13 protein-coding genes and 1 pseudogene are annotated in these 14708 nt (G+C 59.7%); 9 read left to right on the top strand and 5 right to left on the bottom strand.

What is annotated here, in order from left to right:
• A pseudogene (locus Q4P21_RS03040) lies at positions 1-453 on the top strand (phosphopyruvate hydratase); the annotation flags it as partial.
• A 31-nt stretch (positions 454-484) separates the two neighbouring features.
• Here Q4P21_RS03040 and Q4P21_RS03035 read toward each other — a convergent pair.
• Positions 485-1795 (bottom strand): MFS transporter, encoded by a 1311-nt coding sequence (locus Q4P21_RS03035; protein ID WP_303387383.1) that lies wholly within the window; start codon positions 1793-1795, stop codon positions 485-487.
• Between the two features lie 176 nt (positions 1796-1971).
• Between Q4P21_RS03035 and Q4P21_RS03030 the strand changes: the two genes are divergently transcribed.
• Both Q4P21_RS03030 and Q4P21_RS03025 read left to right on the top strand, forming a co-directional pair.
• Complete coding sequence (locus Q4P21_RS03030) at positions 1972-3621, top strand: hypothetical protein (RefSeq protein ID WP_303387382.1); 1650 nt, start codon at positions 1972-1974, stop codon at positions 3619-3621.
• Positions 3618-5147: a hypothetical protein gene (locus Q4P21_RS03025; RefSeq protein WP_303387381.1), complete on the top strand. Its 1530-nt coding sequence runs from the start codon at positions 3618-3620 to the stop codon at positions 5145-5147. Before Q4P21_RS03030 ends, Q4P21_RS03025 begins: the two co-directional genes overlap by 4 nt.
• Here Q4P21_RS03025 and Q4P21_RS03020 read toward each other — a convergent pair.
• Positions 5087-6616 carry a hypothetical protein gene (locus Q4P21_RS03020; RefSeq protein WP_303387380.1) on the bottom strand — a complete coding sequence of 510 codons (1530 nt, stop codon included), beginning with the start codon at positions 6614-6616 and terminating at the stop codon, positions 5087-5089. The two genes, Q4P21_RS03025 and Q4P21_RS03020, sit on opposite strands and share 61 nt — an antisense overlap.
• The gene (locus tag Q4P21_RS03015) at positions 6613-8259 is read right to left on the bottom strand and encodes a hypothetical protein (protein ID WP_303387379.1); all 1647 of its coding nucleotides are present in this window, start codon (positions 8257-8259) and stop codon (positions 6613-6615) included. The genes Q4P21_RS03020 and Q4P21_RS03015 overlap by 4 nt, the downstream gene beginning before the upstream one ends.
• 226 nt (positions 8260-8485) lie before the next feature.
• On the opposite strand from Q4P21_RS03015, the gene Q4P21_RS03010 reads away from it, so the two are divergent.
• The 5 genes from Q4P21_RS03010 (at position 8486) to Q4P21_RS16290 (ending at position 11209) form a co-directional block, all read left to right on the top strand.
• Positions 8486-9121, top strand: a complete 636-nt coding sequence (locus Q4P21_RS03010; protein WP_303387378.1) for a histidine phosphatase family protein — start codon at positions 8486-8488, stop codon at positions 9119-9121.
• Complete coding sequence (locus tag Q4P21_RS03005; protein ID WP_303387377.1) at positions 9105-9461, top strand: hypothetical protein; 357 nt, start codon at positions 9105-9107, stop codon at positions 9459-9461. The genes Q4P21_RS03010 and Q4P21_RS03005 overlap by 17 nt, the downstream gene beginning before the upstream one ends.
• Positions 9412-9732, top strand: a complete 321-nt coding sequence (locus Q4P21_RS16300) for a biotin/lipoyl-containing protein (protein WP_369598849.1) — start codon at positions 9412-9414, stop codon at positions 9730-9732. Before Q4P21_RS03005 ends, Q4P21_RS16300 begins: the two co-directional genes overlap by 50 nt.
• Before the next feature lie 438 nt (positions 9733-10170).
• The gene (locus Q4P21_RS16295; protein ID WP_369598848.1) at positions 10171-10533 is read left to right on the top strand and encodes a hypothetical protein; all 363 of its coding nucleotides are present in this window, start codon (positions 10171-10173) and stop codon (positions 10531-10533) included.
• A gap of 574 nt (positions 10534-11107) precedes the next feature.
• Positions 11108-11209, top strand: coding sequence for a helix-turn-helix domain-containing protein (locus Q4P21_RS16290; protein ID WP_369598847.1), 102 nt, complete (start codon positions 11108-11110; stop codon positions 11207-11209).
• A gap of 833 nt (positions 11210-12042) precedes the next feature.
• Here the strand turns inward: Q4P21_RS16290 and Q4P21_RS02995 are convergent.
• Together Q4P21_RS02995 and Q4P21_RS02990 are read right to left on the bottom strand one after the other, a co-directional pair.
• Entirely contained in the window at positions 12043-12261 is a 219-nt protein-coding gene (locus Q4P21_RS02995; RefSeq protein ID WP_303387375.1) for a hypothetical protein, read from the bottom strand.
• A 172-nt stretch (positions 12262-12433) separates the two neighbouring features.
• The gene (locus Q4P21_RS02990) at positions 12434-13915 is read right to left on the bottom strand and encodes a sodium:solute symporter (protein WP_303387385.1); all 1482 of its coding nucleotides are present in this window, start codon (positions 13913-13915) and stop codon (positions 12434-12436) included.
• A gap of 197 nt (positions 13916-14112) precedes the next feature.
• Here Q4P21_RS02990 and Q4P21_RS02985 point away from each other — a divergent pair, with 197 nt between their 5' ends.
• Positions 14113-14697 (top strand): helix-turn-helix domain-containing protein, encoded by a 585-nt coding sequence (locus Q4P21_RS02985; RefSeq protein ID WP_303387374.1) that lies wholly within the window; start codon positions 14113-14115, stop codon positions 14695-14697.
• The last annotated feature ends 11 nt before the right edge of the window (positions 14698-14708 follow it).

Raw genomic sequence — 14708 nt, 5'->3', positions numbered from 1 at the left:
CTGGACAACTATCCGATCCGCAGCCTGGAGGACCCGTTGGCTGAGGACGACGCCCCTTCCTGGCCGGGACTTGTCAGCAGCCTTGGCGGGCGGGCGCAGATTGTCGGTGACGACCTCTTCGTCACACAAGCTGCCCGCGTGCGCGCGGGCATTGCGGACGGCTCGGCGACTGCGGTGCTGATCAAGCCGAACCAGGTGGGCACGGTGACCGAAACCCTCGAGACGATGGCCGTTGCAGCAGCGGGCGGATTCACCGCCATGGTCTCGCACCGTTCGGGGGAAACCCTCGATAGTTTTGTTGCTGACCTGACTGTGGGCTCCGGATGTGGCCAGCTCAAGGCCGGGGCTCCGGCCCGTGGCGAAAGGCTCGCCAAGTACAACAGGTTGCTGGAAATTGCCGATGCAAACCCGTCATTGCCGTTTGGCCTCGCTTCCGGGGCCGGGCACCGCTGACCGAAGAACCTGACAGTGGCCCTGGCCGCTGTCAGGTTAGCGGGGTTCCGGCCGCTGCTCCTGCTGCGGGACGCAGCAGTCCGGAAGCGGCGATCGATGCGGCCATCCAAACTGCCGCGTACGTGAAGGCGACTGCCGGGGAAAAGACGGCCCACAGGATGCCGGCCGTCAGAGTGGCGCCAAGGTCGCCGAATGACTGCACCAATCCCAGCAGACCGTATCCATTGCCACGCAACCTGTCCGGCAGGGCCAGTGCAACAGCCGTCGATTCAGCGGTCTCGGCGCACCCGATGCCAATCCCTGCCAGAAGAAACCCGAAAAGCACCAATCCCCATGAGGACGTGCCGAACCCGAACAGCAGGTAAGCGCCCACATATACAGCACCTCCAGCGGCAAACACGGGGCGTGCACCGGCCTTGTCCACCAGCTGGCCGGCCAGAAGCGATGTCAGCGAGGCTGCCGCATTGTGGGCGGCGTAGAAGAAAATGGCCAGTGTTGCAGCCGCCGTCGCACTTCTGCCACCGCTGGCGAGCAGATCGGTGGCCCGCAAAATCAGCAGTGTCGTGGCCAGGTTTCCGAGCTCAAAAAACGCAACCGGAGCCAAGGCCCGTGCAACACCGCTGCGGCGCAGCTCCCCGAGGTTGAAACTCAGACGGCTCCTATTGGCCGGAGCCGCCAGAATCGTTCGGGCTTGGCGGGCCGCAACGGTTATGGCCACGGCAGCAAGGACTCCGGGGATGAAGGAGAGCATGATTGCCTGGCGGATGCCAAGCACACCCACCAACAATCCTGCCAGCAGCGGACCGGCGATGGCCCCTGCATTGTCTCCGGCCCGTTCGACGCCGGCGGCCCTTCCATAGGCGGTGCGCGGGGCCAAAGAGACCAGCAGCGTGTCCCGGGCGGGGGAGCGAACTCCACGGGAAGCCCAGGCAAGTGCACGCAGCGCGGCAACCTGCCACACCATCGTGCAAAGTCCAATTGCCGCGGTGGCCACGGCTGTCAGCAGGTACCCGGCCGAGGCCACCTTGGCCCGGCGCGAGGGCTCGTTGGACAAAGGACCGCCGGCCAGCTTGCTCAAACCAAGCAGCGCGTCGGAGACGCCTTCAATGGCGCCCAGGGCAGCCGGTCCGGCATGGAGCGTGGACGTCAGGAACGAAGGAAGCAGCGATGTTACAAGTTCGTGCCCGGAATCGCTGAGAAATGACGTACCGCCAATCGCAAGGATGCCTTTATTGAGCCACTTCTGTGGGGCGGGCGGTGGCTCGGTTGGTTCTTCACCCTTGCCGGCTGTCTCGTCGCCGTGTCCACCGGGCGGGGTTTGCCTTGTTTTGTCCTCGTCCATCGTCGGTGTTCCTTCCCGGCTGCGCCGTGAATACTACTTGCCATGATCCGCGCCGGTGCCCCGGCAGACAAGACGCCAATCAAAGATTTTTTCGGCCCATGAGGTGGTTCCCGGGATATAATGAAGTATGTGGTGATGGACCCCACCCGAACCGACAAACTGGTTCGAACTGCCAAATGGCTCATGGATCCTGTCTCGAGTTGCAGGACGGAGACACGGCCATGTTCACAGCGGCAGGAACCCCGCACACAGGAACTTCCACCCCGGGCCCAGAAATGGACAGCGAACGGGTGAGCCGTAAGTTTGCAAGCATCCTTTTCCCCGACGGCGTGCCAGCGGGGCTCATTGAAGGCCCCGGAACGGCGTTTCTCGTTGATCTGCAGATCAACCAGATCATTGCAGCCACCATTGCAGGCCGGGAACAATATCAGCTCAAGCCATACTTCTACTTGCCGCTTGGGGACCTCGCCGCGATCAACTACCGGCATGAAGTGTTCAACGACCTCGGTAACGCAGAGCTGCGGGCCGCAATCGAGGACTTCGCCCGGGAAATGATCGAAATGCGCCGCGATCTTGCCTTGGCCGCCGGATTTCGGAACGAGCGCCAACGCCAAGCCATGGTGGTTGAAGCCGCTGGCTTGTATTGTGCTGCCGTCGAGGGGCTGAATCGGGACTTGACCGCAGCAGGCCCGGCCTCCCAGGGTATGCGAGAATTTCAGGATTATCTGGCCGGCTATGTGAAATCGTCCGGGTTTCTGGAAGTGGTTCGCGATGCTGACCAAGTGAAGGACTCCTTGGGCCATGTGCGGTACTGCGTGCGCGTCAAGGGAAGCCGTGTCACCGTGACACGGGAGGAGGACAACTCCGACTACACCGCCGACGTGCGTGAGACGTTCGCCAGGTTCCGCCAAGGGGAGGTCAAGGACTACCGGACACAGGGCCGGACCGTGTTGGCCATGGACCACGTTGAGGAGTGGGTTTTGGACGGGGTCGTGCAACTTTTTCCAGCCGAATTCTCAGCCCTGCAGGCCTTCAATTCCCAGCATGCTGCATTTCAGAGTGATCTCATAGCGGCCTTTGATAAGGAAATCCAGTTTTATCTTGCCTACCTGGACGTAATAGCCGAGCAGGTGGAAGAAGGGCTGTCATTCTGCGTTCCCTTGGTAGGTCGGAGCAAGGAAGTACATGTCACCGGAACGTTCGACCTGGCACTCGCAGTGCAAATCGGTGCCCGGGCACGGTCAATGGTCACCAACGACATCGAACTGGGCGGGGCTGAACGCATTCTCGTTGTCTCCGGCCCAAATCAAGGCGGCAAGACAACGTTTGCAAGGACAGTTGGCCAGCTGCATTACCTGGCGTCTCTGGGACTTCCCGTGCCGGGGACAACTGCGAAGCTGAGCCTTCCCGATGCGATCTACACCCACTTTGAATTGGGTGAAAATGCCCAGGACCTGCGTGGCAAACTGATGGACGACTTGGTCAGAATCCACGCCATCCTGGAACAGGCAACTCCACGCAGTCTTGTCATTCTCAACGAGATCTTTACGTCCACGAGCCTGCGCGATGCGATCGATCTTGGCAGCAGGGTGCTTGGGAAGATGCAGAAATTGGACCTTGTGTGTGTATGCGTCACCTTCGTCGACGAGCTTTCACGACTTGGCCCATCAGTCGTCAGCATGGTCAGCACTGTTGAGCCTGACAATCCTGCGCAGCGGACATTCAAGATCGTCCGTCAACCAGCCGACGGGTTGGCCTACGCCATGGTGCTGGCACGGAAATACAGGCTTAATTATAGCGAGCTGAAGGGACGGATCAACTCATGAAGACTTTTCTGTTGCACAAGGACAGGGATTTTCATCCGAATGCCCGTTGGAGTGACAACGATTCCGCGCTGCACAAGGACATGGATCTTGGTCGGCTTATTGCCGCCATGTCCGCAGACGACGACTATGTTGCCGACGTCGCCCAATTGGTGCTGCGCGCGCCACTGACCACGGTCGAAGACATCGAATACCGCCAACACGTGCTGATGGATGTGTTGGAGAATCCGGAGGTGGTTCGGGGCCTTTATGCCTTGGCGACGGAAACCATCGAGGCGGAACGGAAAATTTACCGCAGCATCTTCAGCCACTCCCCGTCGGCAATCCTCCGCCAGGCGATCCAGTCACTGGAGATGATGGCAACCGTGTTGGAGCAGCTAAGGACCGTGTGCCAAGATTCGAGGGCAGGTTTCCGCTCGCCCGGTTTTCTCCGGTTCTTCGACATGGTTCTGCAGGAACTCGATGAAAAGTACCTTGCGGAGATCAATGCCCATTTACGGCAGCTCAGGTTCAAGGATGGAATGTTGATAGCTGCCAGCTTGGGGCGTGCCAACAAGGGAACCGACTACACACTCTCGAATCAGAGCCCTGACCCCAGGAATTGGTTGCAGAGGCTGTCCGGCAAGCGACAGGAAAGCTTCACTTTTCGCATCAACGACCGTGACGAGGCAGGGTTTCGGGCATTGGGCGAGTTGGAAGGCCATGGAATTGATCTGGCGGCCAATGTCTTGGCCCAATCGGATGACCACATCATGAATTTCATCAAAATGCTGCGGCAGGAGTTGGCCTTCTTCGTGGGCTGCATCAACCTCGAAGCGGCCTTTTTGGATGCGGATGCCCCACTCTGTTTTCCCAAACCGGAGACGGCCCAGGCGATGGTGTGCTCTGCCCGTGATCTGCGGGATGTTTCCCTGACAGTGGCGCGGAAGGGTGTGGTGGTCGGCAACGACATCAACGCTGACAACAAGTCCCTGATCATGGTCACAGGAGCCAACGAAGGCGGCAAGTCCACGTTCCTGCGCAGCTTGGGAACAGCACAACTGATGATGCAGTGCGGCATGTTTGTCTGTGCCCAGTACTTTGGCGCGAGTATTGTCTCGGGCATCTACTCGCACTACAAGCGGGAAGAAGATGCCAGTCTCAAAAGTGGGAAGTTGGATGAGGAGTTGGAGCGCATGAGCGCCATTGCCGACACTGCAAAGGGTCATGCCATGGTGCTGTTCAATGAGTCGTTCTCCTCAACCAATGAGCGAGAAGGAACAGTCATTGCGCGCGACGTCATCCGGGCCTTGGTCGACAGCGGGATGCGGGTGGTGTTTGTTACGCACTTCTACGAGCTTACCGAAGATGTCCATGCATTGCACACATCAGGAGCCTTGCTGTTGAAAGCCGGGCGCACCCCATCGGGGGAGCGGACTTTCACGGTTGAGGAGGGTGCCCCGGAGCGCACCAGCTATGGTCCGGATCTCTATGCCAGGGTGTTTGCAGAGCCGGAGCTGGCGCCGTCCGCACCAAACACTTCGTTGTAGAGATCGGCGCTGAAGCTCGTGCCCATCGGTGCTGCCTTCTCAAGCTTGAAGGTACGTCGACCATCCTGAGTCCGTTCGGCACGCAGGAACAATCCCCTCGGGCTTTGCCACTGCTGTAGGGCACTGGCAAACTCGTCGGAGTGCGTGACAAAGACCATCCGAATGCCTGCTTCGGAGAATGCGCGGGCGATGTCCAAGGCAATCATGGACCCTTCCCGTTCGTTGGTTGAGGAGAACGATTCGTTGAACAGCACTACGGACCCGGCAGAGATTCGGCCGGCGATGCTGCGCATGCGCTCCAGCTCTTCCTCCAATTTGCCCCGTGACAAGGAGGCGTCCTCCTCGCGCTTGAAGTGGGTTTGCAGGTCCGCACAAATCGCCGATGAATAGGTTGTCGCACAAACGAACATGCCCGCGTGCATCATCAGCTGCGCAGTCCCGAGGCTGCGCAGGAACGTGGATTTGCCACCCTCGTTGGCCCCGGTGACCACAATGAAAGAAGCCCCTGTCGCGGTGACGTCGTTCCCAACGATCCCAACATGCTTTGCTGACAGCGCCAGCGACGTGTCGCGAATTCCCGTGGCAGTGAACCAAAGCCCCGGCGCAGGTACTGTCACCAAGGGGAAACAACATGGCACAGGCGCTGCCGCCAGGGCCTGCCGGAGGTTGATGCAGCCCAGATAGAAGGCCAGCTCGGTGCGTAGCTCGGTGAAAAAGGCCAAAATGTGGTCGGCGGACTGGGCGACTGCGTTCGCAACAAGGTTGATGCCCCGGGCCTCTATCTGTGCCAGTGCTTCCATCCCGCGATCGTCGCGGGGGTCCAGTTGGAACGAGCGGGAGTCTGCTGAGAGCATCCGGCGGAAGGGGTTGTGATCTGATGGGCAGGGCTTGCGCAAGACAAAGTTGCTGCCCTGGTTGGCTGGTCCAAGCTGGGCACTGATCAAGGGGCCCTTGGGGAATGTCAAAGCAGCCAGATGGTCGTGGATGACTTGGAAATAGTCTTCCGTGAGTTCGTCTTTGACCGTTGATGCAAAGCGACGCATCCCGGGTGAGGTGAAGGCCTCGTCATGGGTTTCCACGATGTGCCGCAAACTGTGCAGTCTGGTGGTCAGCAGGTCAAGAGACCTTACAGAGCTGCGAAGGATGGAGGAGGGCGTTGTGCTGAAAATGCCATACCAGGCAGTCTTCGCGCTCTCCAGGGTTTCGGCCGCAAGGTCGTAGAGGTCGTGGACAACGCCGGGCGCGGCCAGAGCGTCCGCCAGGATCTGCTGGCGGTAAAGAATTGCCAAGGGCTGCTGCAGGGGGTCCAGCAGGGTCACCCGGGACACGCTGCGGATGACTGCATTGCCGCCAGCCATGGTGTCCAACAGCCCATCCAATCCCAGGTCGCGCGTGAGTTCGTCGGTGTTCCCAGGAATGGATGGCGAGAGGTCCACGTCCTTGTCCGCGTGCATGAGAAATACCTTCATGGTGTCAGCATCTTCTTCAGCTGTGTGTAGCTGAGGCCGTATTTTTCGGCCAGCACCTTGGCGTATACACGGCCGTCCGCGGGCTTGCGAACAACTTTGAAGGTCCGAGTAGCTGGATCGTCTGGGCGGACGGTGCTTTCCATGCTTACCGCCGTGGGTAGAGATGCGAGCTCGTCAAGGAACGACACATAGACTGTGAGGGTGTCCTTCCCAGCCAGGCTGCCCAGGATTTTCCGTCCCAGTTCCAATGCGTCGTGAAGTCCCGTTGAACTGAAGGTCTCGTTGAGGATGACCAGGCTGCCACTGTCGCTGGCGTCGAGAATGTCCCGGACTTTGATGAGGTCGTCTTTGAGTTTCCCCCGAAGATCGGAGAGGTTTTCCCCATGTTCAAAGTGGGTCAGGATGCGGTTGGTTTGAAAGAGTCGTGCCGTAGTCCCCGGTATAGGGCATCCGATGCTGGCAAAGAAGTGAAGCTGTCCGACCATGCGGGCAAACGTCGTTTTTCCGCCTTGGTTGGGGCCGGTCACGAGCAGGATCCGTTCCGTGCCAGTGAGCATCACGTCATTGGGCACAATGTTGCGTCCTTGCTTGATGAGAGTGGGGGCAAGCGCCATGTCATAGGCGTTCTCAACCCAAGTTTCCTTGGACGACGGCGACACCTCCGGGTAGCAAAACGGCAGGCCGGCCTCCTGCAAGTGGTCCATGTGGGCCAAGTAGGCGAGGTAAAACTGCACTTCTCTGTCAAAGCGGAGCAGTGCTTGATCCACATAGCCGGTGTGGACTTGACAAAAATTCTTCAGGTCTGCAAACTCCTCCGGATGGAAAGCGGCCACACGTTCCAACACCATGGCTTCAACGTGGTTGAAATCAATGGCAGGCCGGTAGTTCAACCTGTAGTCCTTGGCAGATCCCTGGCGGAATCGCCGGAATGTCTCGGTGATCTCCTGGCTGTAGTCGGGTTCGTCCCGATAAGGAGAAACGTGCACGCGGCGGCCGTGAATTCGCAGGCAGTATCTAATCGCACCCAAGGCGGACTGGACTCGTTGTGCGTCAGCGGCGAGCTGGCAGAAGGCTGCCGAAGCCGTGATCGTGCGGACATGCTCCGCCAAGGAACAGAAGCCGGAGGACACCGGCAGCTCCTTCCGGAGCAAGTGGTCCAGCCCGGCAACGGCATCAACGTAGCTTGAGGCTGTTGCGAGTGTCACGGCATCGCGTTGGTAGCCGTCCTTGAGTTGTGCCGACAAGGCCTCGTGTTCGCGCATGGTCACCATCTGGGCGGCGAAAGCCTCAATGGTGGAACGAAGCATGCCCCGCTGCAGATCGTGAAAAGCCTGGTGGCGGAATTCCACTTCCAATGTTCCGGAGGAGGGCGTCAGGAACAATGGTTCGAGGTTGTATTGGCTGCGGCTCTCGGTGATGTCGCTGATAATGCGGTGGATGTGCAGGTCATCAAGGAACGGTTCGCGGCCGCTTAAGGAAGGTCGCATGGCCTGTCCAACATCGTCGTCGAACAGGATGCTGACAAATTGTGCGGAGCTGGTCTCCGCCTGCAGAAAATGCCGGCCAACGGCCATGGGGTCAGCCTCCGTCCATTCCAGTACGGACAGGACCCATAAGCCTGGACGGCGATTTCGGTCGTTCATGCGGCCGGGGCGGGATCCATCACCCACTCCCCATGCTAACGCGGTACCGCTGTCTCGGGGAGGGCAATTGCCCCCAACTTTTCTTGGATGCAGGAGTAAAATGAAGACAGAGCAATACGGTGGAGGGTCCCACCGCCAATTCGGCCATCCGGGCCGACAACGGCCCCTACCTTCTGGCAAGGCATCCACCAGCGGATGCTGCACATATTAAAGGTGGGCAGGCGTCATGACTATCAACCAGTCAGCGACCAGGAAAGAACCCAGAACGGTCTATCTGGTTCGCCACGGGCAAACGGGGCTGAATCGGACCGGTTACATACGAGGACACGCGAACCCGCCGTTGGATACCCACGGCGAGGATCAGGCCCATGAAGTGGGCCGTGTGCTGGCGCGGGTGCGGCCGGTGAAGATTGCTTCCAGCCCATTGGCGCGGGCTGTGCAGACAGCTGGCGCGGTCGCCGAGGCGGCGCACCTTGTCACGAGCGTTGATCAACGCCTGATCGACAGGGACTTTGGGCAGTGGACGGGATTTCTGGAGGCGAAAGTTGCCGCGTTGTGGGGTACGGCCGCTAGTGCCCCCGGTGTTGAAACGGATGATTCTATTGTGCAGCGGGCCATGCCGGCGTTGGAGGACGCCGCCGATGCCGCCGAAGCAGGACCCGTCGTCCTTGTCACGCACGACGCCGTCATCAGGGCACTGCTTGTGTCGCTGAGCCCCGCCGCGGCCGGAATCGAGCTGCCCACCGGCTGTTTGAGCGTGCTCACCCGTTCAGGTGGGGAATGGACTGTGGTCTCGATCGGTCAGAGTGCCGCTGCGGCACTGGAAGACGAAGGGGGCACTGGCGATGACCGTGGGCAATGAATCTCCCATCTCCGCGGTGGAGTCCATGAACCTCGGGCTGCCGTTCTGGCTGCCGCCGTTCGGCCGGGGCAACGGGCGGCAGGCGTTGTACTGGGCATGCCTGGCCGACCTTCCTGAACGCTTGGTGACCCCGGCGCTTGCCGCACTTGGCGCTGAAGACATCGCAGGATGGGCCTCACCTGTCCATTCAGGGCCCATCCATTCAGTGCGGGGACGCCGGGCCGCATCCCATCGCCACGGGCCAGCGCCCGGCGAAGCGCCCTTCCGTTTATGGGTGGCGACGCTGAGGTATGAAAAAGCTGAAGACATCATGCTGCGGGTTCTCAACGACGGCCGCTAGGCTGGGGACAATCAGTGCCCAGAAGGAAGCGGTGCATGCCATGACGGAGATTCTCTTTCCCCTGATGTCCGGGGACCCCGACGAGCCGGGTGTACTCCTGGAGTGGCGTGCCCCGCACGGCAGCCAAGTTGCCGCATATCAGGTCATTGCCGAGGTCACCGTGGACAAGTTCGACGCCGAGATCAACACCCCGGTGGCTGGTACCTTGAGCTGGGTGGTCACCGCAGGGGACGAGGTTCGCCAAGGCGCAGTCATTGCCACTGTGGACTGAAAGCCCCGCTGCAACCCGCAGCAACTTCATGCCTTTTCCGAAGTTGCTGCACCAATGGCCGATGGGGCCGGCGAGGTGACGGCGGACGTCCTTCCACTTCCAGCGGTGCAGGTGCTTCCACCACCAGATCGATCTGTGCCATGAAACGTTCTCCAGTGAGCCCACTCTCGCACCTTTTGTTTCACCGATCGGATCGGCTGGTCGACGATGAAGGCGTATTTTTACCACTTGCTCGTGCCCTGCTTGCTGCGCCGCTGGATGTGAAGCCCCAGGAAGTCGAGCCCTTCGATCATGTTCACTTTCCGGGTCTTGGCCGGTGAGAGCCGTAACTCCAACGCCTTGCGGAGGAGGCGACGCGAGCGTGTCGTCGTACGCGGCTGTCATTGATCCGCCAGCTTCACCGGCATTGAGGACATCGGCGGGTTCGATGAGCAGCGCGTGGACTTCTCCCTCAGGGATCGGGCAGTGCTCCACACCCTTGGGAACGATAAAGAGCTGCCCTGGATTGAGGCCGACTTTCCCGTCGCGCAACTGGAACATCAACTCGCCGTTGTCCTGATGGGCGTGCCAGACGAACTCGCCTTCGATCTTGACGACCTCGATCTTGTAGTCGTTGAGCCTCTTCACCACATTGGGCGACCAATGCTCGGAAAACAAGGTCAGCCTCTCGGCCATGTCAAACGCCTCGTTGTAGCGGTGGCACCTATGGGGAAGTTCGCAACTCGACCTCCCCATTCAGAACGACAAGTTGCACCTCTGGACAAATGGGCCCGGCGACCACAACTTTCCGACCCGAAATGAACTCGACGATGACGTCGCCAGCGCTGCTACACGCCGTCGAGGTTGCTGCCATGGTCAAAAAGAGTAGCCCACTTCGTAGGAACCAGTTCCAATATTCTGTTGTTGTTCATTCTGTGGAGCCTCGAATCGGCAGAGGCACGATAGAAGCCATGCCCTTAAGCTAAGGAAGACTGTTGAGGCTTCCCTGCAAAGGTGTGAACCGGGAGTCGTTGCGTTTGGGGGTGCGACGTTTATCGCTGCCAAGAATGTGTATTTGATTTTTTGGCCAAAACTCAGGCCTTCACCCATCCTGCGCTGTGACGTCCAGTCTGGAACAAACTCGAATTCGCCCAATTCGAGTACGGGGCCATCGATCGTCATCGTCGTTGCATACTCATTGGCCGAATATGACCAGCCGTGATCCTGAACTGCAGAGATGATGAGGCCAACTGTAGTTCTTGGGCAGTGGAATTGATGCGAAAAATCATGTCAACGACTATGATCTGAATCTTCGTAGCACGGCATCGCCCGTTTCGATGGGGAGGCTCAACGTGTCGAAACAAATTGCGAAGATCCATCACCGGCTGATCTAAGGATGGCTCTGCAGCAGGCGAGGCTGGCGACAGGGATGTCCCAGAGGGAGCTGTCCGCTCGGACGGGCGTTACGCGGAGCGCTATCAGCAATCTGGTGTCCTAGACCTACACACTCTACGCGGAAAGACTTTTCAAGCTCTTGCGCGAATGCGGTGTGGCCATCACTGCTGAGTGGGACGACCGCGATGAGCCGGTTCGCAACGCTGAGAGCGGGGGACTGCAATGAGACTTCACGTTGAGTTGAGTGGGTAGTTCACTGGAGAGCTGAACGGTGACGAGCGCACATTCGGCCTAGTCGTTGACCATCCGGCCGATTACTGCGGGTGCGTGCTGGTCCCACGGGGTGCCGCCCGGCCAGAGCTCCTCCCGGTACTGGTTCATGAGAATGTAGTTGACATGGTCAGCCAGGGAGACCTCGGCTATGGCGGAACTTCCTCTATCGACCTGCGTGTCGTCTCATCCAGGTCCGCGAGGTTGACCGAGCCTGCGCGGTCATCCGGATTTCTCCAAAGCCTATAGGTGATGCTCGCCATCGTTTCGATATACCCACCATCACCCCGGTGTAGCCCAGACCGACGGCATCCAAATCCTCCAACGCTGGTTAGGGCATGAGCCCTCATCATCGGAGTGGGCATGAGTTTCAGGCTCTCGACCAGTTCCATGGCGGAATCGGTGGCGTCTTCGGGAAGAATTCCACCTAGTTCCATACCTCGACTATGGTCCAAAAGGGGATGCCTGTAAACGGGATTGTATTGCAGACCCCAAATGTCCCACAGACCGTTCCCAGACGGAGCGTCGTCTCGAGTTGCAGAACATCATGCTGGTGGTCGAAACTACGCTCTTGAAACACCCCATGAGACTCGTTCTCCTCGGGACTTCTGCTTTTGCCCGGAAATCAGATCCGGTACAAACCTAGACGTGCACCCCAGCAGAGCTTCATTTGCTCGGGCGGCCGGTCTTGGGTCGACGTAGGCCGAGCACCAAAAGGATGATGCCGACGCCCGCGACTATCAGTCCGATGGAGAGCCACATTCGGTTACCGGTCATGAAACTTCCCGGGATCAAGTTCACTCCCTGCCCGGCGAATACTCCACCGATGATTACAGCGATCAAACCGATGGTAATGAGGGCGATGCGCCCGACTCTGCTGTTCACGTTACCTAGTTTACCCTTGACCACTTCGCGCTCATCGGAGAAAAATCAGGCCAGTGAACATGGCTTCTGACATTTGTTGGCCCGAAAATGACGCCTCCGCCGGGGAGGGGTTAAATGACGAAGGCGGGAGCCGGGCCTGGTTGCCCAAGCCCGCCTCCCGCCGTCGAACTTTCTACTTTTTCAGCTCGGCGGGGACGTCGTCCGGGTTCGAGTCGGTGGCTGCGGCAGCCAACCGGTCTTCCCACGCCTTGCGGATGTGGACAGGGGTGGGCGGGGTGAGCAGTGAGACCACCACGTAGACCAGCAGGGAGCCCAGCAAGCCATAGTAAATGGGCTCGTTAGCGTAAATCCCGTCCGCACTGGGCAGTGCGCCGGTGGCGTACAGGACCAGCATGAGTATTGTCAGTCCGCAGCCCACGGCGATGGACCAGGCAGCACCCAGGCCCGTGCCGCGCTTCCACACCAAGCCACCGATGATGGCTACCAGGAGCCCGCCGACGAGGATGTCGTAGGCGATGGTCAGGGCGAACACCACGTCACTGACAATGATGGAAATCACCACTACCAGGATGCCAAGACCCACCACGTAGAGGCGGTTGGCGCGGACGTCGTGCTCAGGGTTGGAGGAGTCGGAGGTGTCGATATCCCTGCCGAACCAGCTGGCCACGAACGGGACAACGTCCTTGCGGGCCACCGTGGCGGCGGCGATCAGTGCGCCGGAGGCGGTGGACATCATGGCTGCCACGGCGGCTGCCAAGACGAAGCCTCCAATGCCGATCGGCAGCAGGTATTGGGCAACCTCGGCGTAGACAATGTCCTTGCCCAGTTCGGCGACGTTGATGTCAGGCAGGGCCACCCGGGCGGCCAGACCGATCAAAGCGCCGGCGAAACCGTAGATGATGCAGTAGAGGCCGGCGGTGGTGCCACCCCAGCGGGCCACCTGCGGGGTGCGCGCGGTGAACACACGCTGCCAGATATCCTGACCGATCAGCAGGCCCAGACCGTACACCACGAAGTACGTGATGATGGTTTGCACGCCGATGCCGTCCCACTGGAAGAAGCTTTCCTCGACTCGTCCCTGGATGGCGGTCAGGCCGCCGGCCGCGTTCAGCGCGAAGGGGAGCATGAGCACAAAGACGCCGACGGTCTGGATCAGGAACTGCACCTGGTCGGCCAAGGTGATGGACCACATGCCGCCAATGGAGGAGTAGATCAGCACAATGACGCCGCCCACGGCGATGGATATCCAACGGTCCCAGCCGAAGAGCACCACAAAGACGGTGGCGTAGGCGCTGGTGGAAGTTGCCGCAATCATGATGGTGTACGCGAGCATCACTATGCCGGAGACTTTGGTGGTTTCCTGCCCATAGCGCAGGCTGAGCATCTGCGAGACGGTGTAGATTTTGAGCTTTTGCAGCGTCGGGGCAAACAGCAGGCTCAGCAGCAGCACGCCCACGCCGATGGCAACCACCAACCACATCCCGGAGATGCCGAACTTGTAGCCAAGCCCCACACCTCCCACGGTGGAAGCGCCGCCAAGCACCACGGCCGCCATGGTTCCGGTGTAGAGGAAGGGGCCCAGACGGCGTCCGGCGACGAGGAAGTCGCTGTTATTCTTGGTGCGGGATTTACCCCACCAACCAAAGGCCAGCATGGCCAGCAAATATAAGCCAACTATGGCGATGTTCAAGTCCACGTGACACTCCAGTGTGCGAGGTAGTAAGTATGGGTATTGGCCGAAAGTATTGCCTCTAAAGCAACATCTGTTGTCTATTAGGCTAAACTGTGATCATAGTTACAGTCAATGTTCCGTCTTGGAACGCAGTGGCAGCAGTGTGGCGAGGAGCCTTCATGAAATCTTTGCCCTTGGAACCAAGCATCGATCCGGTGGCCATCGGATCACGCATCCGCGCTGCCCGCCAAGACCAGCGCCTGACCATTGAGCAAGTGGCCGACGCCACGGGACTGACCAAGGGATTTCTCAGCAGGGTGGAGCGTGATCTGACGTCTCCCAGTGTGGCGTCACTGGTGACCCTGTGCCAAGTCCTGTCGATCTCCATCGGTGACCTGTTCGCGTCCCCTGACACGCATTTGACCCGAAAAGGCGAAGGCCCGCGGATCCACTTGGGCGGTGAGGGAATCGTGGAGCGCCTGTTGACCGCCCGCTCTGAACGACGAGTGCAAGTCCTCGGCGCCACCATTGAACCCTATGGGCGGGGAGAGTCTGAACTGTATGCAGTCGATTGCGACGTGGACGTGCTGCACATCATCAGCGGCGACCTGACGCTGCGCATGACCCAAGACACCTACGAACTGACGACGGGCGACACTCTTTCATTCCCAGGACGTGAGCCGCACAGCTGGGTGAACCACACGGCCCATCCCGTTGAGGCACTGTGGATACTAGTCCCGGCAGCCTCAGGCTCCGGGGGCTAAACCCTCCACAC

The organism is Arthrobacter sp. (assembly GCF_030540645.1).
In the GTDB taxonomy this organism is placed as follows: domain Bacteria; phylum Actinomycetota; class Actinomycetes; order Actinomycetales; family Micrococcaceae; genus Specibacter.
The sequence above is the reverse complement of the archived record's forward strand: the minus strand, read 5'-3'. Positions and strand labels throughout refer to the sequence as shown.

Excerpts from the sequence above, each read along its gene's own strand:
- Q4P21_RS03035 (WP_303387383.1), bottom strand. The coding sequence starts at position 1,795 with ATGGACGAGGACAAAACAAGGCAAACCCCGCCCGGTGGACACGGCGAC.
- Q4P21_RS02990 (WP_303387385.1), bottom strand. The coding sequence starts at position 13,915 with ATGCTGGCCTTTGGTTGGTGGGGTAAATCCCGCACCAAGAATAACAGC.
- Q4P21_RS03005 (WP_303387377.1), top strand. The coding sequence starts at position 9,105 with ATGACCGTGGGCAATGAATCTCCCATCTCCGCGGTGGAGTCCATGAAC.
- Q4P21_RS03025 (WP_303387381.1), top strand. The coding sequence starts at position 3,618 with ATGAAGACTTTTCTGTTGCACAAGGACAGGGATTTTCATCCGAATGCC.
- Q4P21_RS03020 (WP_303387380.1), bottom strand. The coding sequence starts at position 6,616 with ATGAAGGTATTTCTCATGCACGCGGACAAGGACGTGGACCTCTCGCCA.
- Q4P21_RS03015 (WP_303387379.1), bottom strand. The coding sequence starts at position 8,259 with ATGAACGACCGAAATCGCCGTCCAGGCTTATGGGTCCTGTCCGTACTG.
- Q4P21_RS02985 (WP_303387374.1), top strand. The coding sequence starts at position 14,113 with ATGAAATCTTTGCCCTTGGAACCAAGCATCGATCCGGTGGCCATCGGA.
- Q4P21_RS16290 (WP_369598847.1), top strand. The coding sequence starts at position 11,108 with ATGGCTCTGCAGCAGGCGAGGCTGGCGACAGGGATGTCCCAGAGGGAG.
- Q4P21_RS16300 (WP_369598849.1), top strand. The coding sequence starts at position 9,412 with ATGAAAAAGCTGAAGACATCATGCTGCGGGTTCTCAACGACGGCCGCT.
- Q4P21_RS03030 (WP_303387382.1), top strand. The coding sequence starts at position 1,972 with ATGGCTCATGGATCCTGTCTCGAGTTGCAGGACGGAGACACGGCCATG.
- Q4P21_RS03010 (WP_303387378.1), top strand. The coding sequence starts at position 8,486 with ATGACTATCAACCAGTCAGCGACCAGGAAAGAACCCAGAACGGTCTAT.